General features: G+C 69.2%; 20 protein-coding genes and 1 tRNA gene. 8 read left to right on the forward strand and 13 right to left on the reverse strand.

Features of this window, described 5'->3' with window-relative positions:
- Positions 1-2 precede the first annotated feature (2 nt).
- Both Q0568_RS09465 and Q0568_RS09470 read left to right on the forward strand, forming a co-directional pair.
- The gene (locus Q0568_RS09465) at positions 3-1,196 is read left to right on the forward strand and encodes a DUF58 domain-containing protein (protein ID WP_298865724.1); all 1,194 of its coding nucleotides are present in this window, start codon (positions 3-5) and stop codon (positions 1,194-1,196) included.
- Positions 1,189-3,381, forward strand: coding sequence for a DUF3488 and transglutaminase-like domain-containing protein (locus Q0568_RS09470; RefSeq protein ID WP_298865725.1), 2,193 nt, complete (start codon positions 1,189-1,191; stop codon positions 3,379-3,381). The genes Q0568_RS09465 and Q0568_RS09470 overlap by 8 nt, the downstream gene beginning before the upstream one ends.
- Before the next feature lie 93 nt (positions 3,382-3,474).
- On the opposite strand, the gene Q0568_RS09475 is transcribed toward Q0568_RS09470, so the two are convergent.
- On the reverse strand, positions 3,475-4,365 hold the full coding sequence (locus Q0568_RS09475) for a rhodanese-related sulfurtransferase (protein WP_298865726.1): 891 nt from the start codon (positions 4,363-4,365) through the stop codon (positions 3,475-3,477).
- Positions 4,366-4,441: 76 nt separating this feature from the next.
- Between Q0568_RS09475 and Q0568_RS09480 the strand changes: the two genes are divergently transcribed.
- Together Q0568_RS09480 and Q0568_RS09485 are read left to right on the forward strand one after the other, a co-directional pair.
- Positions 4,442-4,529 (forward strand) — tRNA-Ser (locus Q0568_RS09480).
- A 117-nt stretch (positions 4,530-4,646) separates the two neighbouring features.
- Positions 4,647-6,026, forward strand: a complete 1,380-nt coding sequence (locus Q0568_RS09485) for an FAD-dependent oxidoreductase (RefSeq protein WP_298865727.1) — start codon at positions 4,647-4,649, stop codon at positions 6,024-6,026.
- 25 nt (positions 6,027-6,051) lie between these two features.
- Here Q0568_RS09485 and Q0568_RS17210 read toward each other — a convergent pair whose 3' ends face one another.
- A complete protein-coding gene (locus Q0568_RS17210) occupies positions 6,052-7,299 on the reverse strand; it encodes a GNAT family N-acetyltransferase (RefSeq protein WP_366941387.1) in 1,248 nt (415 codons plus the stop codon).
- A gap of 57 nt (positions 7,300-7,356) precedes the next feature.
- Between Q0568_RS17210 and Q0568_RS09500 the strand changes: the two genes are divergently transcribed.
- Entirely contained in the window at positions 7,357-7,692 is a 336-nt protein-coding gene (locus Q0568_RS09500; protein ID WP_298865728.1) for a cupin domain-containing protein, read from the forward strand.
- Between the two features lie 5 nt (positions 7,693-7,697).
- On the opposite strand, the gene Q0568_RS09505 is transcribed toward Q0568_RS09500, so the two are convergent.
- The 5 genes from Q0568_RS09505 to Q0568_RS09525 form a co-directional block, all read right to left on the reverse strand.
- Complete coding sequence (locus Q0568_RS09505; protein ID WP_298866033.1) at positions 7,698-8,927, reverse strand: multidrug effflux MFS transporter; 1,230 nt, start codon at positions 8,925-8,927, stop codon at positions 7,698-7,700.
- A 209-nt stretch (positions 8,928-9,136) separates the two neighbouring features.
- A complete protein-coding gene (locus Q0568_RS09510) occupies positions 9,137-10,291 on the reverse strand; it encodes a cystathionine gamma-synthase (protein ID WP_298865729.1) in 1,155 nt (384 codons plus the stop codon).
- Between the two features lie 109 nt (positions 10,292-10,400).
- Complete coding sequence (locus Q0568_RS09515; RefSeq protein WP_298865730.1) at positions 10,401-11,369, reverse strand: carbohydrate ABC transporter permease; 969 nt, start codon at positions 11,367-11,369, stop codon at positions 10,401-10,403.
- On the reverse strand, positions 11,369-12,718 hold the full coding sequence (locus Q0568_RS09520) for a carbohydrate ABC transporter permease (RefSeq protein ID WP_298865731.1): 1,350 nt from the start codon (positions 12,716-12,718) through the stop codon (positions 11,369-11,371). The genes Q0568_RS09515 and Q0568_RS09520 overlap by 1 nt, the downstream gene beginning before the upstream one ends.
- A gap of 92 nt (positions 12,719-12,810) precedes the next feature.
- The gene (locus Q0568_RS09525; RefSeq protein ID WP_298865732.1) at positions 12,811-14,142 is read right to left on the reverse strand and encodes an extracellular solute-binding protein; all 1,332 of its coding nucleotides are present in this window, start codon (positions 14,140-14,142) and stop codon (positions 12,811-12,813) included.
- A 246-nt stretch (positions 14,143-14,388) separates the two neighbouring features.
- Between Q0568_RS09525 and Q0568_RS09530 the strand changes: the two genes are divergently transcribed.
- Positions 14,389-15,396, forward strand: a complete 1,008-nt coding sequence (locus tag Q0568_RS09530) for a LacI family DNA-binding transcriptional regulator (RefSeq protein ID WP_298865733.1) — start codon at positions 14,389-14,391, stop codon at positions 15,394-15,396.
- 133 nt (positions 15,397-15,529) lie between these two features.
- Here Q0568_RS09530 and rplL read toward each other — a convergent pair whose 3' ends face one another.
- The 3 genes from rplL to Q0568_RS09545 form a co-directional block, all read right to left on the reverse strand.
- Positions 15,530-15,910 carry a 50S ribosomal protein L7/L12 gene (gene rplL, locus Q0568_RS09535; protein ID WP_298865734.1) on the reverse strand — a complete coding sequence of 127 codons (381 nt, stop codon included), beginning with the start codon at positions 15,908-15,910 and terminating at the stop codon, positions 15,530-15,532.
- A gap of 48 nt (positions 15,911-15,958) precedes the next feature.
- Complete coding sequence (gene rplJ / locus Q0568_RS09540; protein WP_298865737.1) at positions 15,959-16,447, reverse strand: 50S ribosomal protein L10; 489 nt, start codon at positions 16,445-16,447, stop codon at positions 15,959-15,961.
- Between the two features lie 362 nt (positions 16,448-16,809).
- Positions 16,810-17,793: a hypothetical protein gene (locus tag Q0568_RS09545; RefSeq protein ID WP_298865739.1), complete on the reverse strand. Its 984-nt coding sequence runs from the start codon at positions 17,791-17,793 to the stop codon at positions 16,810-16,812.
- Between the two features lie 261 nt (positions 17,794-18,054).
- Here Q0568_RS09545 and Q0568_RS09550 point away from each other — a divergent pair, with 261 nt between their 5' ends.
- The gene (locus Q0568_RS09550) at positions 18,055-18,732 is read left to right on the forward strand and encodes a YqaJ viral recombinase family protein (protein WP_298865741.1); all 678 of its coding nucleotides are present in this window, start codon (positions 18,055-18,057) and stop codon (positions 18,730-18,732) included.
- Positions 18,733-18,879: 147 nt separating this feature from the next.
- Here Q0568_RS09550 and Q0568_RS09555 read toward each other — a convergent pair whose 3' ends face one another.
- On the reverse strand, positions 18,880-19,764 hold the full coding sequence (locus Q0568_RS09555; RefSeq protein WP_298865743.1) for a LysR family transcriptional regulator ArgP: 885 nt from the start codon (positions 19,762-19,764) through the stop codon (positions 18,880-18,882).
- 70 nt (positions 19,765-19,834) lie between these two features.
- On the opposite strand from Q0568_RS09555, the gene Q0568_RS09560 reads away from it, so the two are divergent.
- On the forward strand, positions 19,835-20,503 hold the full coding sequence (locus Q0568_RS09560) for a LysE/ArgO family amino acid transporter (RefSeq protein WP_298865744.1): 669 nt from the start codon (positions 19,835-19,837) through the stop codon (positions 20,501-20,503).
- A gap of 29 nt (positions 20,504-20,532) precedes the next feature.
- Here the strand turns inward: Q0568_RS09560 and Q0568_RS09565 are convergent, their stop codons facing one another.
- Both Q0568_RS09565 and Q0568_RS09570 read right to left on the reverse strand, forming a co-directional pair.
- Positions 20,533-21,330, reverse strand: a complete 798-nt coding sequence (locus Q0568_RS09565; RefSeq protein ID WP_298866035.1) for an amino acid ABC transporter ATP-binding protein — start codon at positions 21,328-21,330, stop codon at positions 20,533-20,535.
- The gene (locus Q0568_RS09570; protein WP_298865746.1) at positions 21,323-21,985 is read right to left on the reverse strand and encodes an amino acid ABC transporter permease; all 663 of its coding nucleotides are present in this window, start codon (positions 21,983-21,985) and stop codon (positions 21,323-21,325) included. Before Q0568_RS09570 ends, Q0568_RS09565 begins: the two co-directional genes overlap by 8 nt.
- Positions 21,986-21,989 lie beyond the last annotated feature (4 nt).

Here is a 21,989-nt window from a genome sequence, read left to right on the forward strand (position 1 = left end):
CCATGTCCCGCAGTCGCCCGTTGACCGCACGAGGATGGGGATGCCTGCTCTCGGGCATCCTGCTGATCGTCGCTGCGAACATCGCCGCGGCGCGACCGTTGCTGTACATCGGCGTGCTGCTGGCGGCTCTGCCGGTGGTGTGTCTGATGATCGTGCGGATGCCGCGGCGACGCGGCGAGGTGACGCGGCAGATCTCCACCGATCTGATGGCTGTCGGCGAGACGTCGCGCGTGACGGTGCGGTTCGATCTGTGGTCGTTCGGCATCCCGAACGGGATCTGGCGCGACGTGCTGCCCGCCGCCGTCCGCGGCGACGCCACCGGCGACTACCCCGACGACGCGCTGCGCTACGACGTGGAGGGCATGCGCCGCGGGGTGTCCACGCTGGGCCCGCTCATGCTGCGCACCACCGATCCGTTCGGACTCGCCAGGCGCGAGCAGGCCTTCGGCGACACCCGCACGATCACCGTCATCCCGCAGACCGTGGCGCTTGCGCCCCTGCCCACCAAGGTCGGCGCGGCCGGCGGCACCGCGCAGACCCGTTCCACCCGGATCGGGCAGGGCGCCGACAACCTCATCCCCCGCCCCTACTCGTCCGGCGACTCGCGCCGGCGCATCCACTGGCGCGCCACCGCGCATCGCGGCAGCCTGATGGTGCGTCAGGAGGAGGAAGAGGCCAGCCCCGACGCGATGGTGGTGCTCGACCGCACCGCCGGCCGCTGGGCGCGTCCCGGCGAGGATCCCGATCCGGCCTTCGAGCAGGCGGTGTCGCTGTGCGCCTCCGCCGCGCTGAGGCTGGCCCAGGACGGCTACAGCGTCGACGTGGTCGACGCGGCAGGCAACCCTCTGGGCGCCCTGCGCGGGCACGAGGAGGACCGCGAGGACATGCTCATCGCCCTGGCCACCGTCGAGCCGCGCGGCGAGGCGCACGACATCCGCTCCGTCGTCGGCAGCACGGCGCCTGGCCCGCTGATCCTCATCACGGGTGTCCTGGACGACGAGGATGCCGAGAAGCTCAGCACCGCCGGCGCCGCAGCCCCGCTGCTGTTCGCGGCATCCGCGAGTGCCGAGGCACTGGCCTCCGTGCGGTCGCACGGCTGGCATCCGTCCGTCCTCCCCACCGGCACGACGGATCCCGCCGAGCTGGCCGCGGCGTGGGCATCCGCTCTCCCGTTCACGACGGTGCAGCATGTCTGAGACCACGGCACGCCCCGTGCGCCGGCCGATCTCACCGGCCGGGGCCGGGATGCTGGCCATGCTGGCCGCGTTCGTGACGCTGTGGCCGTACACCGGCGCCGTGCGACCGGGGCTGTGGACGTTCGTGATCGTCACGATCGTCATCGCGGTCGGCGTCAGCGGCATCCTCGCCCGACTCTCGCTCGCGGCTGTGCGCGCCGGCATCCGCAGTCCGCTGGTGCTGCTGGTGCAGGCGATCGCCGCAGCCATGGCGGGCACCGCGACGCTGGCCTCGGAGACCGCGATCGCCGGCCTCATCCCCACCGGGCAGACCGTGCGCCTGATCGGGCTGCGGCTGAGCCAGAGCGTCGACGAGATCATGAACGGGGTCGCTCCCATCGAGGCGACCGTGCCGATGGCGACCCTGCTGGGCCTGGTGTTCGTCGTCGTCGCGATCCTGATCGACCAGCTGGTCGCGAACCGGTTGGTGCTGCTCGCGGTGGTGTTCACCTCGGTCGTGGGCGTGATGCCCATCCTCATCTCCTTCGGTGCGATCAACATCGTGTGGTTCGTGATGCAGGCGATCGTGATCCTGCTGCTGCTGAGGTTCGGCGCCCGGCACGATCCGCGCGCACCCCGCGGCGCATCGTTCATGGTGGCGACGACCGCCGGAGCGCTGACCGTCGTCGCGGCGCTGGTGCTCGCGCCGGTCCTGCCCGTGGCATCCGCTCTGCCGGGCACCGGACCGATGCTGACCATCAACGCCGACCTGAACCTGGGCAGCGACCTGCGCCGTCCGGAGGGCATCGAGGCGCTGACGCTGGTGACGTCCTCCGCCAACCCGCCGTATCTCCGGCTGGCCACGCTGTCGCGCTTCGACGGCGACGTCTGGCGGCCCGACCGCGGCGACCGCGTGGCGCTGAGCGACGGCTTCGGCGCCCCCGACTGGGGCGACGGCATCAAGACCGTGAAGAGCGAGGTGTCGATCCGGGTGACCGGCGTCTCCAGCGACCGACTGCCCGTGCCATACGCCCCGGAGAGCATCAAGGACGCGGGCGAGGGCTGGTCGGCTATCCCCGAGAATCGCACGGTCATCAGTCGCACAGCGGATGCCGCCGGCAGCGACTACACGGTCACCGCCGAGACCGCGGTGCCGACGCTCGAGCAGATCCGCGCGTCGTCGGCATCCGGCGTGCCCGTGCCGCCGCTGCCCGACGATCTGCCGCCCATCATCGGCGAGCTGGCCCGGCAGGTCACCGCGAGGGCCGACACCGACTACGACAGGCTGATCGCGCTGCAGAACTGGTTCCGCAGCGAGTTCACCTACTCACTGGACGCCCCCGTCGACGAGGGCTTCGACGGCACCGGCGCGGATGCCGTGGCGACGTTCCTCGAGAAGCGCACCGGCTATTGCATCCACTTCGCGGGCGCCTTCGCGCTGATGGCGCAGTCGCTGGACATGCCCGTGCGGATCGTCGTCGGATACCTGCCCGGTACCTCCACGGGCGAGAAGCGCGGCGAGAATCTGATCTACTCGGTGTCCAGCGACCAGCTGCACTCCTGGCCCGAGGTGTTCTTCGAGGGCATCGGCTGGGTGCCGTTCGAGCCGACGGCCACGCTGGGCGTGCCGACCGACTTCATCGCTGCAGCGGCCGGCGGCAGCGGCGACGGTCCCGAGGCGCCGAAGCCCTCGAGCGCGCCGACGGATGGCGCATCGGCCGCACCCACCAGCTCCAGGGGCCCCCGGGACGACGTCGGCTCCAGCGGCGCGGCACCGTTGCGAGCCCTGAACCCGACGCCCGTCACGCTGACGGTGCTCGGCATCCTGGTGGTGCTCCTGCTGCCGATGCTGGTGCGCGAGGTGCGGCGGGCCTCCCGCGTGGGCAGGGCCCGGTCGGGCGACGCGATGGCCGCCTGGCAGGAGCTCTCCGACACGCTGGTCGATCTGGGCCTGGCCGCGCCCGAGGCGCAGACGGCGCGGGTGCGGGCCGACGCCCTGGCGCTGACGCGAGGAGTGGACCCCGTGGCGCTCGCCCCGATCGTGCGGGCCGTGGAGCATGCCAGCTACGCCGAGCGGACACCGGATGCCGGGAACCTGGCGAACCCGCTGCGGGTCGTGCTCGCCCAGCTCGGCGCGAGCGTGGACTCGCGCCAGCGCGTGCTGGCGCGCCTGCTGCCCGCTTCGCTGTTCGCCCGCCGCCGCTGAAAGCCCGCCTATTCGCGTCTAACGCGGCGTTTTCGGCCAGTTTCGGCGCATTCGGCGCAAATAGACGGGCTTAGGTTGGGCTGAAAGCCCGTCTCAGGCCGCGTGCTCGGGGCAGGGCACCGCATCGCACGCTTCGCACACCACGAACTGGCGGCGGCAGGATGCCTCGGGGCAGTTGGCGGTGCGGCTGGTGGATGCACCGCATCCGACGCACTGGCCGATGACGGCGGCATGGTCGGAGAAGTCGACCGACCCGCGCCTGTCGAACACGTACAGCGACCCCTCCCACAGCCCGTCGTCGCCGTACGTCTCGCCATAGCGGGCGATGCCGCCGTCGAGCTGGTACACCTCGCCGAACCCGCGGGAGACCATCAGGCTGGACAGCACCTCGCAGCGGATGCCGCCGGTGCAGTACGTGACGACCGGCCTGCCCTTCAGATCGTCGAAGGCGCCGTCGTCCAGCAGCCGCACGAAGTCGCGGGTGGTGTCGGCCTCGGGTACGACCGCGTTGCGGAATCGCCCGATCTCCGCTTCCAGGGCGTTGCGTCCGTCGAAGAAGACCACGTCGTCGCCGCGCTGCGCGACCAGTTCGTGCAGCTGCTGGGGGTTCAGGCGCACACCGCCGCCGATCACGCCGTGCTCGTCGACCTGCAGCTCGCCCGGCGCGCCGAACGAGACGATCCCCTCGCGCACCTTCACGCTGAGCTTCGGGAAGTCGAGGCTGTACCCGTCCTCATCGAGCGCGGTGCCCTCGCTCCACTTGACGTCGGCATCCTTGAACGCCGGGTACTCGCGGAACCTGCGCAGCCACTTCTTCACCGCCGGCAGGTCGCCGCCGAGCGTGCCGTTGATGCCGTCCTTCGAGATGAGGATGCGCCCGCGGAGCTTCAGAGCCGCGCCCAGGTCGCGCTGCCACAGCCGGATCGCGTCGGGATCCGCCAGCGGCGTGAACGCGTAGAACAGCACGATCTTGGGGGTGGGCACCTCCAGATTCTACGTGGGCTTCTCGAGCGGTTCGTCGGCGCTCCCGGCATCGGATAGGATGGACAGGTTGTTTCCTGGTGACGTGTCCGAGCGGCCGAAGGAGCACGCTTGGAAAGCGTGTGTTGTGCAAGCAACCGCGGGTTCGAATCCCGCCGTCACCGCCAGAACGCAAGAAGACCTCCGCGCCAGCGGGGGTCTTCTTGCGTTTGCGACGGCGGTTGGCACGTCGCCGCCCCAGGGCCCCACGCGGCCAGAGGCTCCACGCGCCTAGAGTGTCCCCCATGGCTGATATCGATGTGGATGTGCTCGTCATCGGATGGGGCAAGGGCGGCAAGACCCTCGCCGGAGCCCTCGGCCGCAAGGGGCGATCCGTCGCCCTCGTGGAGCAGTCGACGGCGATGTACGGCGGCAGCTGCATCAACATCGCGTGCATCCCGACGAAGGACCTCGTGCACAGCGCCTCCGAGCGCCGCCCCGAGGATGACCCGCAGGCGTGGTTCACCACCGCCGTCGCGGGCCGCGATGCGCTGACCGAGAAGCTGCGCGCCCGCAACCACGCGATGCTCGCCGAGGTCGACACCGTGACACTCATCGACGGCCATGCCCGGTTCACCGGCGCGCACGAGGTGCAGGTCAGCGCCGGCGAGGACACCCTGACCGTCCACGCCGAGGCGATCATCATCAACACCGGAACCGCGCCCGCCGAACCACGCTTCCCGGTCGAGAGCTCGCGGGTGTTCGATTCGACCACCATCCAGCATGTCGACCCGCTCCCGCAGCGGCTCGTCGTCATCGGCGGCGGGTACGTCGGCCTGGAGTTCGCCGGCATGTTCTCGAAGTTCGGGTCGCAGGTCACCCTCATCGACCACGGCGACACGTTCATGCGCAACGAGGACCGTGACGTGGCGGATGCCGCCCGGACCCTGCTCGAGGAAACCGGAGTGCAGATCATTCTCGGCGGCGATGTGCGCAGCATCCGAGACGAAGCAGGGAGCACGACCGTCGCCCTCGCCGTCGGCGACCAGAGCCGGACGCTCACGACGGATGCCGTGCTCGTGGCGGTCGGACGGCGACCGGTCACCGCCGAGCTCGGACTCGCCACCGCCGGCGTCGCGGTCGACGAGCGAGGCTACGTCGTGGTCGATGACCGGCTGCGCACCTCGGTGCCGCACATCTTCGCCGTCGGCGACGTCAACGGCGGGCCCCAGTTCACCTACATCTCACTGGACGACAACCGGATCGTGATGGACCAGCTGGACGGGTCGGGCGTCCGGTCGACCACGGACCGCATGGCCGTCCCCTACACGGTGTTCCTCACCCCTCCCCTCGGTCGCGTGGGCATGAACGAGGCTCAGGCGAGGGAGAGCGGACGACGTGTGCTGGTCGCATCCAAGCCCATCGCCGACATCGCCGCGATGCCTCGCCCGAAGATCGTCGGCGAGACCCACGGGCTCATCAAGCTGCTCATCGACGCGGACACCGACCTGGTCCTCGGTGCCGCGGTGTTCTCGATCGACGCTCAGGAGGTCATCAACCTCGTCGCACTCGCGATGCGCCACGACGTGACGGCCGCCGAGCTGCGCGACAGCATCTGGACGCATCCGTCGAGCACCGAGGCGCTCAACGAAGTGCTCGCCGCACGGCATCCGCTGGGCAGTTGATCCCGCCAGACTCAGCCCCGGCGGCTCAGTCGAACCGCACCCCGTACATGGTGGTGTCGGAGCCGGCCTCCAGGCGGCGCATGCCGAGGCGCTCGTAGAACGCGCCGGCGCCGGCGTTCTCGGGATTCATGCCCAGGTGCAGGCCGGTCACGCCGCGACGGCGCAGCTCGGCGAACAGCGTCTCGATCAGACGGCGGCCCAGACCCTGGCCCTGCGTCTCGGGCAGCAGGTCGATGTGCAGGTGCGCGGGGTACTCGGCGACGTGCGGCTCCCGGCCCGGAGCGCGTCGGGCGGCATAGCCGATCATGCTGTCCTGGCGCGTGGGCTCGGCCCCGCCCGACAGCGGATAACGGCCTGAGACGCTCGGCCACCACGCGTCGTGGAACCAGGCCTCGAACGCCTCGGTGTCATCCGTGGAGACGATATAGCCGATCGTGCGGCCGTCCTCGGACTCGACGACCCAGCAGAGGTCCGGATGCCGCTCGACGTACGGCACGGCGAAGATGTCGCCCCACAGCCGATCGTCGGTGAACATACCGGTCGCGTCGCGTCCGACATCCGCCGTCCTCACGCACACCTCGTACATCGCATCGCGATCGGAGGGACGGTAGGGACGGATGCTCGACACGGACGGCTCCTTCACGTCCGGGCGGATGCCGGAACCCATCCAGCCTAGCGACGCCCACGGCCCCGCAACCGCGGCGACCAGCACCACGGCAGCCGAGCCGACCAGCATCCCGCCGATGGTGTCGGTGAGCCAGTGCACGCTGAGGATCGTCCTCGACAGCGCCATCGCGACGGTCCAGATCGCCCCCAGCACGGCCACCCATCGTCGTGGGAAGATCAGATACAGGATCACCGCCAGCGTCGCGGCGTTGGCCGTATGCCCGGAGGGGAATGATCCCGGATCCGAGACCACCAGCATGTCCTCAGGACGGGCCCTGCTGAACAGCGCCTTCAGCAGCTGCGCGAGGGCGACGCTCAGCACCAGCGACGCGGCCGCGAACACGGCGGCCCTCCACCTTCGGACGATCACGAGCGCCGCGATCAGCAGCAGCGGCACCAGCAGCGAGGCGCGCCACCCGCCGCCGATCCAGTTCAGCGCGTACGAGATCGCCAGCATCCACGGCTGCCGGATGCCCTTCGTCAGATCGTGCCAGCCCTGATCGAGTCCGTTCACCCCGCCGCCGAACGCCGTCACCGCGACCAGTCCCAGCACGACGGCTCCGGCCAGCAGGGCGGTGCCGCCGACCAGCATCCGAGTTCGCACCATCACCCCATTCTGCCCGCGACTCCGCCGGCCCTGCGCGGGCGGGGATATCCTCGGGCTATGAGCTTCGCCACGTCCCATCTGCTCCTGGCCGCCTCGGCGGCCGACCTCGTCGCCGCGCACCCCGTGGAGGAGGGCCGCGTGCGTCCGCATCGCACGATGGACGGCGACGGGTTCAAGATCCGCACGCTGGTGATGGATGCCGGCGCCGTGCTGCGCCAGCACCGTGCCCCGGTGCCGATCCTCGTGCAGGTCGTGTCCGGCCGCATCCTGTTCCGCGTGGACGGCGTCGAGTACGACCTCACCGCCGGCGGGACGATCCAGGTGACGGCATTCGAGCCGCACGAGCTGGAGGCCGTCGAGCCCTCGCACGTGCTGCTCACCCTGATGGGCTGACGCGCTCAGGGCGCGAGCATCGCGACCTGGCGCGGGCGCACGATCAGCCACAGCGCCAGGATCGCCACCACCGCGCAGCCGACCATCACGATGGCCATGGTCGTCGCCGTGATGCCCGAGCCCGCCGAGATCAGGCCGACGGCGGGCGAGATGATGGCCGCGACGCCGTTGTTGCTGGCGCCGAGCACGGATGCCGCGGTGCCGGCGGCCTTGCCGTGCCTATCCAGCGCGAGCACCTGCACGCACGGGAAAGTGAAGCCGCACGCGGTCATGAACAGCCACAGCGGGATCACCGTGCCCCAGAATCCGGCGCCGACCTGGTCGCAGACGATGATGGTGGCTCCGGAGACGAGCAGTGTCCCGGTGGAGTACGCCATCACCCACTGCGGGCCGAACCGCGCCGCCAGTCGTGCCGCCGCCTGCACGCCGCCGACCACGCCCAACGAGTTGGCGGCGAACAGCAGGCCGTACTCCTGCGGGTTCAGCCCGTGCGTCTGCTGGAACAGGAACGGCGACGCCGACAGGTACGAGAACAGCCCCGAGAACGTCATCGCACCGATGATCAGCACGCCGACGAACACGCGATCCGAGAACACGCTGCGATAGCGCTGCAGCACCGTGCTGGAGCCGCGCTCCTGGCGCCGCTCGCGCGGCAGGGTCTCGGGCATCAGCAGGATCGTCGCCAGCAGCATCACGGCGCCGTACCCCGCCAGCACCACGAAGATGCCCCGCCACGGCATGACCGTCAGAAGCCCGGAGCCGATGATGGGCGCGATCACGGGTGCGACGCCCGAGACCAGCGCCAGCCGCGAGAGCATGACCACCAGTCGCCTGCCGCCGAACAGGTCGCGCACGATGGCCATCGCCACCACGCCGCCGGCCGCGGCGCCGATGCCCATCACCACGCGTGCGGTTCCCAGCAGGATCAGATCGGGGGCGATGGCGGCCGCGATGCTGGAGAGCACGTGCAGCGCGGTCACGACGATCAGCGGCACGCGCCGGCCGACCTTGTCGCTGAGCGGGCCGACGATCAGCTGCCCGATCGCGAAGCCGATCATCGTGCCGGTCAGGGTCAGCTGGATCATGGCGGCGGAGGTGTCGAAGTCCGCCTCGAGTTCGGGGAACGCCGGCAGGTACAGGTCGATCGTGAACGGGCCGAGCGCCGTGAGCGCGCCGAGCAGGATGATGTACAGCACCCGCCGCCGGGTGGAGATGGCATCGCCGGGATGCAGCATGATCGGCGCGGTCGCCGGGTCCGCGCCGAGGGTGCGGATGGCCCCGGTGGGCGTGGACGTGCGGATGGCGCCGGTGACGGCGCGGATGCTTCCGGTGGGGGTGCGCTGGTCGCTCACGGAGGACTTTCAGAAGAGGAGCGGATGCTGCGCTCGAATCGATTCGGCGCAGCGGAAGTCTCCCATGCTACTCGCCTCGGGACGCGCCGGAGTCAGCGGGCGATGCGCTCCAGCGTCTCCTCGAGATCGGCGATGAGATCGGCGACGTCCTCGATGCCCACCGACAGGCGCACGATGTTCTCCGGCACTGCCAGCGGGGTGCCGCGCAGTGCCGCGTGCGTCATCTCCGGCGGGTAGCACAGCAGCGACTCGACCCCGCCGAGGGACTCCGCCAGCTGGAACAGCGTGGTCGACTCCGTGAACGCGCGCGCGGCCGCAGGGCCCGCGGCAAGGCCCAGTGACAGCATCCCGCCGAACCCGCTCATCTGCCGTGCGGCGATGTCGTGGCCGGGATGCGACGGGAGCCCCGGGTAGTAGACCTCGGAGAACTCCGGCCGTTCTGCCGCCCACTCCGCGAGCGCCTGGGCGTTCTCGCAGTGCTGGCGCACCCGCACGGACAGCGTCTTGATGCCTCGGGTGGTGAGCCACGCATCCATCGGCGCCGACACCGCGCCGACGACGAACTGCTGGTCGCTCACGGCCTGCGCGAACCGGTCATCCCCCAGCACGACGGCACCGCCCAGCACGTCGGAGTGCCCGCCCAGGTACTTGGTGGTGGAGTGCACCACGGCATCCGCTCCCAGCTCCAGCGGGCGCTGCAGCGCCGGCGACGCGAAGGTGTTGTCCGCGACCAGCAGCGCGCCGCCGGCATGCGCGATCTCGGCGACCGCCGCGATGTCGACGATCTTCAGCAGCGGGTTCGACGGCGTCTCCAGCCAGACGATGCGGGTCTCGGGACGCAGCGCAGCGCGCACGGCATCCAGATCCTGCAGGTCGGCGGTGCTGACCGTGATCCCCCACGGCACCAAGACGGCATCCAGCAGCCGGTAGGTGCCGCCGTACACGTCGGCGCCCAGCAGCACGTGATCGCCGGGCTTGAGGATGCCGCGCAGCAGCGCGTCCTCGGCGGCCAGCCCGGAGGCGAACGAGTACGCCGACGCCCCGCCCTCGAGCGCGGCGACCTGCGTCTCCAGCGACGACCGCGTCGGATTGCCCGCACGGTTGTACTCGAACCCGCCGCGGTGCACGTTGATGCCGTCCTGCACATGCGTGGACGCCTGATAGATCGGCGGCACGATCGCACCGGTGACCGGGTCGGGCGTCTGCCCGGCATGGATGGCTCGGGTGGCGAACGCGCGGTCGGACATGGCACTCCTCAGGGCAGGCGGACAGCCCTCTCACGCTACGCGCGGGCGCTGCGGCATCCGGCATCCTGTTACGCCGCGAGACGCGACAGGATGCCAGATGCCGACGGGATCAGCCCTTCGTCGCGCCGGCCAGCAGGCCGCGCACGAAGAAGCGCTGCAGGGCGAAGAACACGATCAGCGGGACGATGATCGAGATGAAGGTACCGGCCGACTGCAGGAACCAGCGGTTGCCCCACGTGCCCGACAGCGAGTTCAGCGCCTGGGTGATCGGCAGTGCGCCGGGCGAGGCGAAGATCGTCGCGACCAGCAGGTCGTTCCACACCCAGAGGAACTGGAAGATGCCGAACGAGGCGATGGCGGGCATCGCCAGCGGCAGGATGATGCGGAAGAACACCTGTCCGTGGCCGGCGCCGTCCACGCGCGCCGCCTCGACGACATCGCCGGGGATCTCGGAGATGAAGTTGTGCAGCATGAACGTGGCCAGCGGCAGCGCGAAGATCGCATGCGCGATCCACACCCGGGCGAAGCTGTAGTCCAGGTCGTTCAGCGTGTAACCGGGGAACACCTGCACGTCGCCGATGGTGAGGCCGTTGGAGAACAGGCTCAGCAGCGGCACCAGGGCCATCTGCAGCGGCACGATCTGCAGCGCGAACACGAAGACGAACAGCAGGTTGCGGCCCTTGAAGTCGATCCAGGCGAAGGCGTACGCGGCCAGCGACGCCAGCGCGATCGGGATGACCGTGGCCGGGATGGTGATGGCCAGCGAGTTCACGAACGCCACGGCCAGCGTGGTCGACGTGCCGCCCGAGGTGAGCGCCTGCACGTAGTTGTCGAGCGTGAACTTCGGGTCGGTGAACACCGTCCACCATCCGGTGGTCTGCGTGTCGGCGCCAGGCCGGAACGAGGTGACGAACAGGCCGAAGGTGGGGATCGTCCAGAAGAAGGCGATGATCACGGCGGCGATCGTCGCGCCCTTGGAGGTGAGCTTCTTGTGGGCGATGGCCTCGGTGCGGCGCGTGTCCCTGGCGACCTGACGCTTGGAGCGGGTGTCGCGGACGATGGCTTCGGTGGCGCTCATCAGCGGATCTCCCTCTGCTTGGTCATGGATCGGGCGTTGTAGACGATCAGCGGCAGCACGAACAGGAACAGCACCACGGCCAGCGCCGAGGAGTGCCCGTAGCTCTGGAAGCGCTGCTGCTGGTTGACCATCTCGAAGCCCAGCACGGTGGTGTCATCGCGACCGCCGGTCATCACGGCGACGATGTCGTACACCTTCAGAGACATGATCGTGATGGTCGTCAGCACGACGATCAGAGAAGAGCGGATGCCCGGGACGGTGACGTTCGTGAACCGCTGCCACGCGTTGGTGCCATCCAGCTCCGCGGCCTCCATCTGCTCGACGGGCACGGCCTTGATGGCGGCCGAGAGGATCACCATCGCGAAGCCGGTCTGCGTCCAGATGAACACGATCAGCAGCATGATGGTGTTCAGCAGCGGCTTGACCGCCAGCCAGTTGACAGGATCGCCGCCGAACATCGTGACGATGGCGTTCAGCAGGCCGAGCTGGTCGCCCTGCCGGTAGTCGTACATGAACTTCCAGATGATGCCGGCGCCCACGAACGAGATCGCGACCGGCATGAACACGAGCACCTTGAGGATCTTCTCGCCGCGCGCCCTGTCGATGAAGACGGCGTAGGCGAGACCGAAGGCGACCGAGATGGTGGGCGCCAGCAGCGCCCAGATGAGGGTGTTGATCACCGACCAGGTGCCGACCGGGTTCGTGAACACCCAGATGTAGTTGTCCAGCCCGACGAAGTCCTTGCCGGTCTTGTCGAAGAACGACTTGAAGATCGTCGCGACGGCCGGGTAGATCAGGCCCATCAGCAGCATGATCGCCGCCGGGGCCATGAAGAGGATGAGCTGGAACAGGTAGCCCGCGCCCTGCCGCGAGCGGTAGTCCGCGAAGAACAGCAGCGCACCGGAGAGCAGGGCGATGGCCACGACGTACAGCACCGCATTGGCGTACGGGCGCAGCAGCATGAAGGAGAGCACCGGGATCACCAGGCACGCGACCAGCCGCATGACGAAGTAGCCCTTGCCCGGGCGCGGTGCGTACTCGATGAGCACCAGCAGGATCGCCACCACGATGCCGAAGGCCAGCAGCACCACGGGGATCTGCACGAGCGGCGGCATCTCCCCCAGCCACATGAAGAACGTGTTCAGCGAGACCGAGCCCAGCGCGATGCGGGCGGGATCCTCGACGGGCGCCGAGAACAGCAGCAGGAAGAACAGCGCGACGATCAGCGCGAAGCCGACCACGACGAGCGTGCGGGTGATCGCACGCCCCTTGGCATCGACGCCGTGCGTGGTCTGCGGAAGCTCGCCGCCCGTGTCCGTCTCTGTCTCGTCGACGATGACCTGTGACATGGATTCCCCTTCTGGTGGTGCGGATGCGGGGCCGAGCTGGTGTGCCCGACCCCGCATCCGTCAGCAGGTTGCGCTCAGACTAGCGCGACCGATCAGTTCTCGTAACCGGCCTGGATGTCGCTGAGCACCTGGTCGGTGGCCTTGCCATCGATCCAGTCGACCATGCCCTTCCAGAACGACCCGGAGCCGACGGTGGCCGGCATCAGGTCGGATGCGTCGAAGCGGAACGTCGTGCTCGGGTCCTGCAGCGTCTTCATGGCGTCCTGCAGGAACTCGCTCGACGCGAGCGTCGGGTCGGCGTTCTTGTTGGCGGAGATCACACCGCCGAGCTTGACGCGGGCATCCGCGAACTCGGGCGAGGCCATGAACTCGAGCACCTTGACGGTGGACTTATCGGCGTTGAAGCCGGCGACGAACTCGCCGCCGCCCTCGACCTGCAGCTCGCCCTCCTTGGTGCCGGGCATGATGAACGCGTACACGTCACCGTCGGGCGCCACCTTCGGGGTCTCCCCTGCGGCGTTCTTCACGTCGAGGAAGTTCGCCGACAGGAACGAGGCCTGGTGGGTCAGTGCGCAGGTGCCGTCGGCGACCTTGGCCGCGACGTCACCGAACGCGGTCGAGTTGATGCTCTTCACATCGCCGAAGCCGGCGTTGACGTAGTCCTTGTTCTGCAGGATCGAGCCGACGGCGTCGAAGGCGTCCTTGATCTGCGGGTCGGTGAACTTCACCTTGCCGTCGACCCACTGGTCGTAGACGTCGGGGCCGGAGTCGCGCAGGACCAGGTCCTCGATCCAGTCGGTTCCCGGCCAGCCGGACGCGTCACCGGAGGCGAAGCCCGCGCACCACGGAGCGGTGCCGGTCTTCTGACGGATCGTGTCGGTGAGCTTGATCATGTCGTCCCAGGTCTTGGGGACCTCGACGCCCCACTCCTTGAACTTCGCAGGCGAGTACCAGATGTAGCCCTTGAGGTTGGCCAGCATCGGAGCGGAGTAGAACGTGCCGTCGATCGTGCCGTACTTCTTCCAGTCCGCGGACCAGTTGGCGTCGACGGCCTTCGAGACGCTGTCCGGCGCGGCCTTGACCTTGCCGGTCTCGACCAGGCTCTTCAGCAGGCCCGGCTGCGGGACGATCGCGATGTCGGGGGCGTCGCCACCGGTCACCTTGGTGACGATGTTGCCCTCGAAGCTCTTGTCGCCGGTGTACTCGACCTTGATACCGGTGTCCTTGGTGAACTGCTCGAACGTCTTGTTGAGGTCGGTGGCCTCCGAGCCGGTGATGCCACCGGAGATGCGGACGGTCGTCTTGCCCTGATCGCCGCCATTGCCTCCGCCGGGTGTCGCCTCCGCGCAACCGGTCAGGGCGATTGCAGCCGCACCGACCAGGGCGAGGGGAGCGAGCAGGCGGTATCGCTGTGACAAAGCCATGTGTTTTCTCCTCTTCGGATGGATCTCAGCCCCCGTCGGCTGCGATCTCCGCAGCTTTGAGGAACCGATTCCAGGACAACCTACTTGCCCCGGGCGCCCTTTCACAACGCCACGCTCACAGATATCCGCAACCGTTGCGGATACGTGATGCGACCTGTGGGAGCGCTCCCATAGCCTATCGTGTGGAACCGGTTCCGTTCGACTCGAGTTCCGGATACGCTGTGCAGGACCCACCCCGGAGGACCGATGAGCACGATCGCGGACGTCGCCGCGCGCGCCGGCGTCTCCAAGGCGACCGCCAGCCGTGCGCTGAGCGGAGGCGGCTACGTATCTGCGTCGACCCGCGCGAAGGTGCAGGCGGCGGCCGCCGCGCTGGATTACATCGGGCACTCCTCGGCCATGAGCCTGGCCACCGGACGCTCGCTCTCGGTGGGCGTGATCATGCCCGCGCTGGACCGGTGGTTCTTCGCGGAGCTGCTGGCCGGCATCCAGGAAGAACTCCTCGCCTCCGGACTCGACCTGGTGCTCTACGGCATCCAGGAGGGCACCCCTCGACGCGCGCTCCTGTTCGAGGAGGTCCTCCCGCGGCGCCGCCTCGACGGGATCATCGCCGTCGGGATCCAGCCCAACGCCCGCGAACTGGAGCGCCTGATGCTGGTCGAGTCGCCGCTGGTGTGCGTGGGCGCGTACCGCGGCGACGTCAGCGCGGTGACGATCGACGACGAGGGTGCGGCCCGCGTCGCCACCGAGCACCTCATCGACCTCGGGCACCGCGACATCGTCTTCCTGGGCGGCACGACGGATGCCGCTCTGCACGCCTTCGGCGATGATCGACGGCTGGCTGGATACCGAGCCGCGATGACCGCCGCGGGCCTCGGCGATCGCATCCGCCATGCCGATGGCGAGCCGACCATGCCCGGCGGCTACGAGGCGGCCGTGCGTTTGCTGGGCGACAGGCAGAACCGTCCGACCGCGCTGGTCGCCGTGTGCGACGAAGCCGCGATCGGCGCCATCATCGCGACCCGGCGTCTCGGCATCTCCGTGCCCGCGGAGCTCAGCGTCATCGGCATCGACGATCACCAGCATGCGGAGATGTTCGCGCTGACCACCATGCGCCAGCAGCCGCGCGTCCAGGGCCTGACCGCGGTCGAGCTGCTGCAGGATCGCGTCGCTGCCCCGGATGGCGCTCCCGCGCAGCGCGTGCTGCCCTCGGAGCTTGTGGTCCGGGCATCCACCGCCGCTCCTCGGGCATAGCGTCCCCGGGGTCGCTGAGCCCGTCGAAGCGTCGCTCTCGCTCCGTACAGGCGAAGCGTCGCCCAAGGTACGCCAGAAGGCCCCGGGCGAACCCGGGGCCTTCTGGAAGAAGTCTGCGCTCGCGCGCTGCGACTTACTTGAGGACGACGGTGGCGCCGGCGGCCTCGAGGGCCTCCTTCGCCTTGTCGGCGGTCTCCTTGTTGGCGCCCTCGAGGACAGCCTTCGGAGCACCGTCGACGACGGCCTTGGCCTCGCCGAGGCCCAGCGAAGTGAGCTCGCGGACGGCCTTGATGACCTGGATCTTCTTGTCGCCGACCGACTCGAGGATGACGTCGAACGAGTCCTTCTCCTCCTCGGCCTCAGCGGCACCTGCACCAGCGGCGCCGGCGACGGCGACGGGGGCGGCAGCGGTGACGTCGAACTTCTCCTCGAACGCCTTCACGAACTCGCTGAGCTCGACAAGGGTCAGACCAGCGAACTGCTCCAGCAGCTCCTCAGTGGTGAGCTTCGCCATGATGTTTCTCCTAATACGTGGGGTTTGTGTGGGGAAGACGCCGGTCGCTCACGCGGCCTCGGCGGTCTCCAGCTTTTCGCGAAGCGCGTCGATGGTGGCAGCAGCCTTGCCCATCGTCGCCTTCATCATGCCCGCTGCCTTCGCCAGCAGAACCTCACGGCTCTCGAGCGAGGCGTACTTGTCGACCTGGGCGGCGTCGAGGGTGTTGCCCTCGAACACGGCGCCCTTGATCACGAGAAGCGGGTTGGCCTTGGCGAAGTCACGAAGAGCCTTGGCAGTGGCGACGAAGTCACCGTGCACGAACGCCACAGCCGACGGACCCTTGAGGTCGTCGTCCAGCGACGTGATCCCCGCGGCGTTCGCGGCGATCTTGGTCAGCGTGTTCTTCACCACGGCGTACTCCGCGTCCTGACGGATGCTGTTGCGCAGCTGCTTGAGCTGGGCAACCGTCAGACCGCGGTACTCGGTCAGCAGGACGGCGTTCGAGTTCTCGAAGTTCTTCGTGAGCTCGGCAACCGTTGCATCCTTCTGCGCCATGGTCACTCCTAACGTGTACGGATGCCGCGCGGCTGCGCGACATCGGCCCCGACCACCCGCGTGTCAAACAAAAACGCTCCGGCGCAAGCGCACGGAGCGTGGATCTCGAGGAGAAACTCTCTATGACACCTGCGCGGGCCCCTGCTGAGCAGTGCTTCGATCCTCGTGCTCGCGCACGACGATGACCGGCGGTCTTCGGTTGCCCCCACTCTACGGCATCCCCCACTCTCTCCCCAAATCCCGCCCCCTCTCCTCTTCTCCTCCTCATGACGCTCGCCGCCCCTGTTGGCCGTCACCGCCCCTGCTCAGCTGCGTCATTGAGCAGGGGCGAGGACGCTCAGCAGGGGCGAGATCCCTGCACGTCACCCCGGTGGGTGGATGCCGAAGGCTGCGAGCCTCGCGCCGAACGTCGTCGCGGTCCGGATGTCGGACGAGCCCCACCGCGCGATGCGCCACCCGGTGACGCCGCGGATATCGTCCTCGCGTCGTTTCTCGGCCAGCACGACCTCTTCCGCGCTCTTCTCCCCGCGGATGCTGTCGTCCAGATACTTCCCCTGTCCGTCGAACTCGCCGAAGCACTGGGAGCGTCGGAATCCGAAATCGAGCCAGTAGTCATCCCCTGCGGATCCCACCACGTGCATCTGCAGGTCGGGTTCGGCGAATCCCAGATTCAGCAGATGGAGCCTGCTCACGCTCTCCCCAGGCAGCTGTGCGCGCCCGTCTGCCAGGCCGATGATCCTGCGAGCACGCCGGATTCCCGGGCGGTGGGCGCGTTCCGCGCGCGCCAGCATCCGCTCTCTCCAGTCCCGGGCGAGATCCGCATCCCGCACCTGACCGGTCACGGTCTCGCTGCGCTGCGCAGCATCCGCCGCCGACAGCGAAACCGGAGATGACGTCGTGCATCCGAGGTCGAGGATCGTGCGATCCAGCGACGTGCACCGGATGCCTGCGAACTCGACGATGTCGACAGGATCCACCGGGATGCGGTGCCACCTCACCCCGGCCGTCGTGCGCCCGTGCCGCGCTCCGAGGATCGCCGCGTGCACGTTCGTCGGCGCCATCCGGTACAGCGGCAACGCATGCAGGACCGCGGCCGAGGGTCCCCAGAACACGGGACCGGGTGCGGCGGAGTTGAGATGGGTGGCCACGACCTCCACCAGGTGGCGCCCCTCGTTCCAGAGTTCCTCCCACTGCTCGGTGCGCACATAGCGGTCGTTGCGGACTCGGCGGAGAATGCCTTGCGTGACCAGTCGTCGGACGTCGCGCTCGGAGTGCCCCTGCGCCAGCAGCTGTGCTCGCGTACGGATCAGCTTTCGCGCTCCGGCGATGTCTATGGTCTTCCGCATCCTCTGATCTTCGACACCGCTCCTGCCCGATCCGCCGTTATCCACAGGCTCCCGATGGAATCGTCGTGCGCCCCGGATTGTGCAGAAGGAGTCGCCGGCCATCCTTCGCGCCGCCGCCCCTGCTGGCCGCCGCCGCCCCCGCTCAGCTGCGTCACTCAGCAGGGGCGGGGACGGTGAGCAGGGGCGAGGATGCGGGGCAAGGGAGAGCGGGTGCGGCGTGGGCGCGCAGGGCGAGGGCGGGGCGAGGGGTAGCCTCGGAGGGTGACCCCGGAACTCCAGGCCCGCATCATCGCGGACTCCAGCGACAGGGTCTCCTGGCTCCGCGCCCGCACTCGCGGGATCACGGCCACCGACGTCGCCGGGCTCTCCAGCGAGACGTCGATCGCCCGCGCGGCGGATGCGAAGCTCGGCCGGGGGCCGCACTTCCAGGGCAACGCGTACACCGATCACGGTCGCCGTCGCGAGCCGGCGATCGCCTCCTGGGTGGCCGCGACCCACGGCATCCTGCCCTCGTCCGCGCTCTTCCGCGCCGAGGTCGAGCAGCGCCACCTCGCGACCCCCGACGGTGTCGTGCAGGAGGCCGACGGCCGCATCCTGCTGTCCGAGATCAAGACCACCAACAAGTCGTGGAGCAGCATCCCGCGCCACTACCTGCGCCAGATCTGGTGGCAGCAGTATGTGCTGGGAGCCGAGCGCACGCTGTTCGTGTGGGAGGAGCACGTCGACTTCCAGCCCGTTCACGACGAGCCGAAGTGCGTGTGGATCGACCGCGACGAGAAGCAGATCACCCGTCTGGTGGGACTTGCCAACCGACTGATCGACGAGCTGTACCACCGGACCACAGGCCAGACGCCGCCCAGCCGCGGCCCGCTGGCACCCAGCCGACGCTCGTCGCTGCGCGAGCGCGACATGTTCCGCGCGCTGGCCCTCTCGGACTGACCCGCCTCGGCATCCGCGTCGCTTCCTCCGCATCCGCGTCGAGAGCACGACATCTCGCCGACCGCACGCCCTGTTCACGCGAGGTTCCCGTGCACTCGGCGAGGTCCCGTGCTCTCGGCGGAAGAGAGGGGCTGGCAACAGGGCGCCCTACAGCGGCGCGAGGATGTGGCGGGCCTCGGCGAGGACCTCGGCGGCGAGGGCATCCAGCAGGGGCGAACGCAGATTCCACTGCTGCCAGTACAGCGGCACGCGCGTCGGCGGGCCGCCCAGCTCGATGAGATCGTCGCTCGCCTGCGGCGCGGGGATCAGCCCCCAGCCGAGCCCGAGCCGCACCGCCTGCGAGAAGTCGTGGGATGCCGGCACGTAGTGCCTCGGCACCGACCACGGGTCCACTCCCCTGGCCCGCAGCCAGTCCTGCTGCAGGTCGTCGCGCCGATCGAAATCCACGAACGGCGCGATCTGCAGCGCGTCTGCCGTCACGCCGTGCGGGAACCAGCGCGCGATATAGTCGGCCGTCGCCATGGCGCGGTACTCCAGCACGCCCAGCGGCGTGACCGCACTGCCGCCGACCGGCGCGGACTCGCTGGTGACGGCTGCCATCACCTCCCCCGATTCCAGCAGCCGAGCGGTGTAGTCCTGATCGTCGCGGTGCAGGTCGACATCGATCGGATGCTGCTGCGCGACGCGCGCGATGGGAGCCAGGAACCAGGTGGCCATCGAGTCGGCGTTCACGGCCAGCGGCACGCGGATCCTCGGCGCCGCGCCGTCGACGTCGCCCAACCCGAACGCGCCGACGGCGTCGTGCTCGAGCAGCTGCACCTGTCGCGCCAGCCTGATCAGCGCCTCACCGGCTTCGGTGGCGCGCACCGGACGGGAGCGCACGACCACCACGCGTCCGAGCTGCTGCTCGACGGCCTTGATGCGCTGGCTCACCGCCGACGGCGTGATGTGCAGGCGCCGTGCGGCTGCGTCGAAGCTGCCCTCGTCCACGGCGGCGGCGACAGTGGCGGCCAGCTGTGCATCGATCCTCACATAAGCGATGCTAACGCTAATGCAGATATCTTCGCTGGTGCTGTTGCAGTTCCCGTCCTAACGTGAAGACGTGCTCACCCTGCTCTCCGGCCTCGGCCTCATGTTCTCGCTCATCATCGCCGTCGGCGCCCAGAACGTCTTCGTGCTGCGCCAGGGCCTGCGTCGCGAGCATGTCCTTCCCGTCGTGCTGATCTGCGCGGCATCCGATGCGCTCCTCGTGCTGCTGGGCACCGCAGGCCTCGGATACCTCATCGGGCAGCTGCCATGGCTGCTGATCGCCGCCCGCTGGCTGGGCGGCATCTCCCTGGTGATCTACGGCGTGTACGCTGCTCGACGGGCGTGGGGCTCCGGCGGAGAGACGCTGATCGCCGACACCGCAGCCCCCGCGGAGAGCGCCGAGAGCATCGGAGCGGCAGGCGGCACCGTCACCGCGACCCGGTCGCGCCTGGCCACCGTGATCATCGCGACGCTGGCGTTCACGTATCTGAACCCCAACGTGTACCTGGACACCGTTCTGCTGATCGGCTCGATCGCCGCCACGCACGGCGAGGAGCGCTGGCTGTTCGCCGCCGGTGCCATCGTGGCCAGTATCACCTGGTTCTTCGCGCTGGGCTTCGGCGCCCGGCACCTGGGCCGCTGGCTGCGCACCCCGCGCGCCTGGCGGATCCTCGACACCGGCATCGCCGTGCTGCTGGTGATCATGGGCGTGCTGCTGGTGCTGCCCGTGTTCGCCGGCTGACCGGGCGCCGGCTGACCGGCATCCGCTCTTCAGTCCTCGCCCAGCGGCCTCAGGATGCGCGTGAGGAACCTTCGCGTGCGGTCGTGCTGCGGGTCGCTGAACAGCTGCTCGGGCGCACCCTGCTCCACCACCACGCCGTCGTCCATGAACAGCACACGATCCGCGGCCTCCCGGGCGAAGCTCAGCTCGTGGGTGACGACGACCATGCTCCAGCCCTCATCGGCCAGCTCCTTGATCACCCGCAGCACCTCGCCGACCAGTTCGGGGTCGAGCGCACTGGTGGGCTCGTCGAACAGCAGCAGGTCGGGTCGCAGCGCCAGCGCGCGCACGATGCCCACGCGCTGCTGCTGCCCGCCGGAGAGCTGATGCGGTCTGGCATCCTCCCGGTCGGCCAGCCCCACCCTCGCCAGCAGCGCGCGCGCCTCGGCGACCACCTGGTCCTTCGGCCGGCGCTGCACACGCCAGGGGCCCTCGATCACGTTCTGCAGCACGGTGAAATGCGGGAACAGGTTGTGGTGCTGGAAGACCATCGCCGAGCGGTCCCGCAGCGCCGCGCGCTGCGAGGCGCCGACCCGTGTGGAGAAGTCGATCTCCGGCCCGCCGTCGACGCGGATGCTTCCGCCGTCCGGCGTCTCCAGTCCGTTCAGCGAGCGCAGCACGGTGGTCTTCCCCGACCCGCTCGGGCCGATCAGCACCACGACCTCGCCGCGGTGCAGGGTCAGGTCGATGCCGCGCAGCACCTCGTGCGAGCCGAAGCTCTTGCGCAGGCCGGTCGCGGTCAGCAGCGGAGCACCGGATGCCGCGCTGGACGGAATCCCCTCAGGCAGTGACACGGCGATCCAGTCTCCTCTCCAGAGCGCTCTGCCCGGTGGACAGCACCAGGCAGATCACCCAGTACACCAGGGCCGCGGTCAGGTAGACCACCATCACCTGGTACGACGATGACGCGATCTGCTGCGAGACGCGGAACAGCTCGGTGACGAGGATGGTCGAGGTGAGCGAGGTGTCCTTCACCAACGAGATGAAGGTGTTCGACAGCGGCGGCACCGAGACCCGGGCGGCCTGCGGCAGGATGATGCGCGTCAGCGTGCGCGTGCGGTTCATCCCGATCGTGTAGGCGGCTTCCCATTGGCCCTGCGGGACGGACAGGATCGCGGCGCGCACGACCTCGGCGCCGTAACCGCCGACATTCAGCGAGAGGGCGATGATCGCGCTCGGCCAGGGGTTGATCACGACGCCGATCGCGGGCATCCCGTAGAAGATGACGAACAGCTGCACCAGCAGCGGCGTACCGCGGATGATCGACACGTAGAAGCGGGCGATCCCCGAGACGACCGGGTTCACCGAGATCCGCATCAGCGCCACGACGATGGCCAGCACCAGTCCGAGCGCGAACGAGGCCAGCGCGAGCGGGATGGTGCCGAGCACGCCGCCGAGCGCGATGGGCCCGAGCGAGTTGAGGAACAGCTGCCCGGCATCCATGATC

It is taken from the genome of uncultured Microbacterium sp. (assembly GCF_937927635.1).
Taxonomy (GTDB): domain Bacteria; phylum Actinomycetota; class Actinomycetes; order Actinomycetales; family Microbacteriaceae; genus Microbacterium.

What these genes read in the sequence shown, in the direction of transcription:
- Q0568_RS09465 (WP_298865724.1), top strand. Translation starts at nt 3, where the DNA reads ATGTCCCGCAGTCGCCCGTTGACCGCACGAGGATGGGGATGCCTGCTC.
- Q0568_RS09470 (WP_298865725.1), top strand. Translation starts at nt 1,189, where the DNA reads ATGTCTGAGACCACGGCACGCCCCGTGCGCCGGCCGATCTCACCGGCC.
- Q0568_RS09485 (WP_298865727.1), top strand. Translation starts at nt 4,647, where the DNA reads ATGGCTGATATCGATGTGGATGTGCTCGTCATCGGATGGGGCAAGGGC.
- Q0568_RS17210 (WP_366941387.1), bottom strand. Translation starts at nt 7,299, where the DNA reads ATGGTGCGAACTCGGATGCTGGTCGGCGGCACCGCCCTGCTGGCCGGA.
- Q0568_RS09500 (WP_298865728.1), top strand. Translation starts at nt 7,357, where the DNA reads ATGAGCTTCGCCACGTCCCATCTGCTCCTGGCCGCCTCGGCGGCCGAC.
- Q0568_RS09505 (WP_298866033.1), bottom strand. Translation starts at nt 8,927, where the DNA reads ATGCTGCATCCCGGCGATGCCATCTCCACCCGGCGGCGGGTGCTGTAC.
- Q0568_RS09510 (WP_298865729.1), bottom strand. Translation starts at nt 10,291, where the DNA reads ATGTCCGACCGCGCGTTCGCCACCCGAGCCATCCATGCCGGGCAGACG.
- Q0568_RS09515 (WP_298865730.1), bottom strand. Translation starts at nt 11,369, where the DNA reads ATGAGCGCCACCGAAGCCATCGTCCGCGACACCCGCTCCAAGCGTCAG.
- Q0568_RS09520 (WP_298865731.1), bottom strand. Translation starts at nt 12,718, where the DNA reads ATGTCACAGGTCATCGTCGACGAGACAGAGACGGACACGGGCGGCGAG.
- Q0568_RS09525 (WP_298865732.1), bottom strand. Translation starts at nt 14,142, where the DNA reads ATGGCTTTGTCACAGCGATACCGCCTGCTCGCTCCCCTCGCCCTGGTC.
- Q0568_RS09530 (WP_298865733.1), top strand. Translation starts at nt 14,389, where the DNA reads ATGAGCACGATCGCGGACGTCGCCGCGCGCGCCGGCGTCTCCAAGGCG.
- rplL (WP_298865734.1), bottom strand. Translation starts at nt 15,910, where the DNA reads ATGGCGAAGCTCACCACTGAGGAGCTGCTGGAGCAGTTCGCTGGTCTG.
- rplJ (WP_298865737.1), bottom strand. Translation starts at nt 16,447, where the DNA reads ATGGCGCAGAAGGATGCAACGGTTGCCGAGCTCACGAAGAACTTCGAG.
- Q0568_RS09545 (WP_298865739.1), bottom strand. Translation starts at nt 17,793, where the DNA reads ATGCGGAAGACCATAGACATCGCCGGAGCGCGAAAGCTGATCCGTACG.
- Q0568_RS09570 (WP_298865746.1), bottom strand. Translation starts at nt 21,985, where the DNA reads ATGGATGCCGGGCAGCTGTTCCTCAACTCGCTCGGGCCCATCGCGCTC.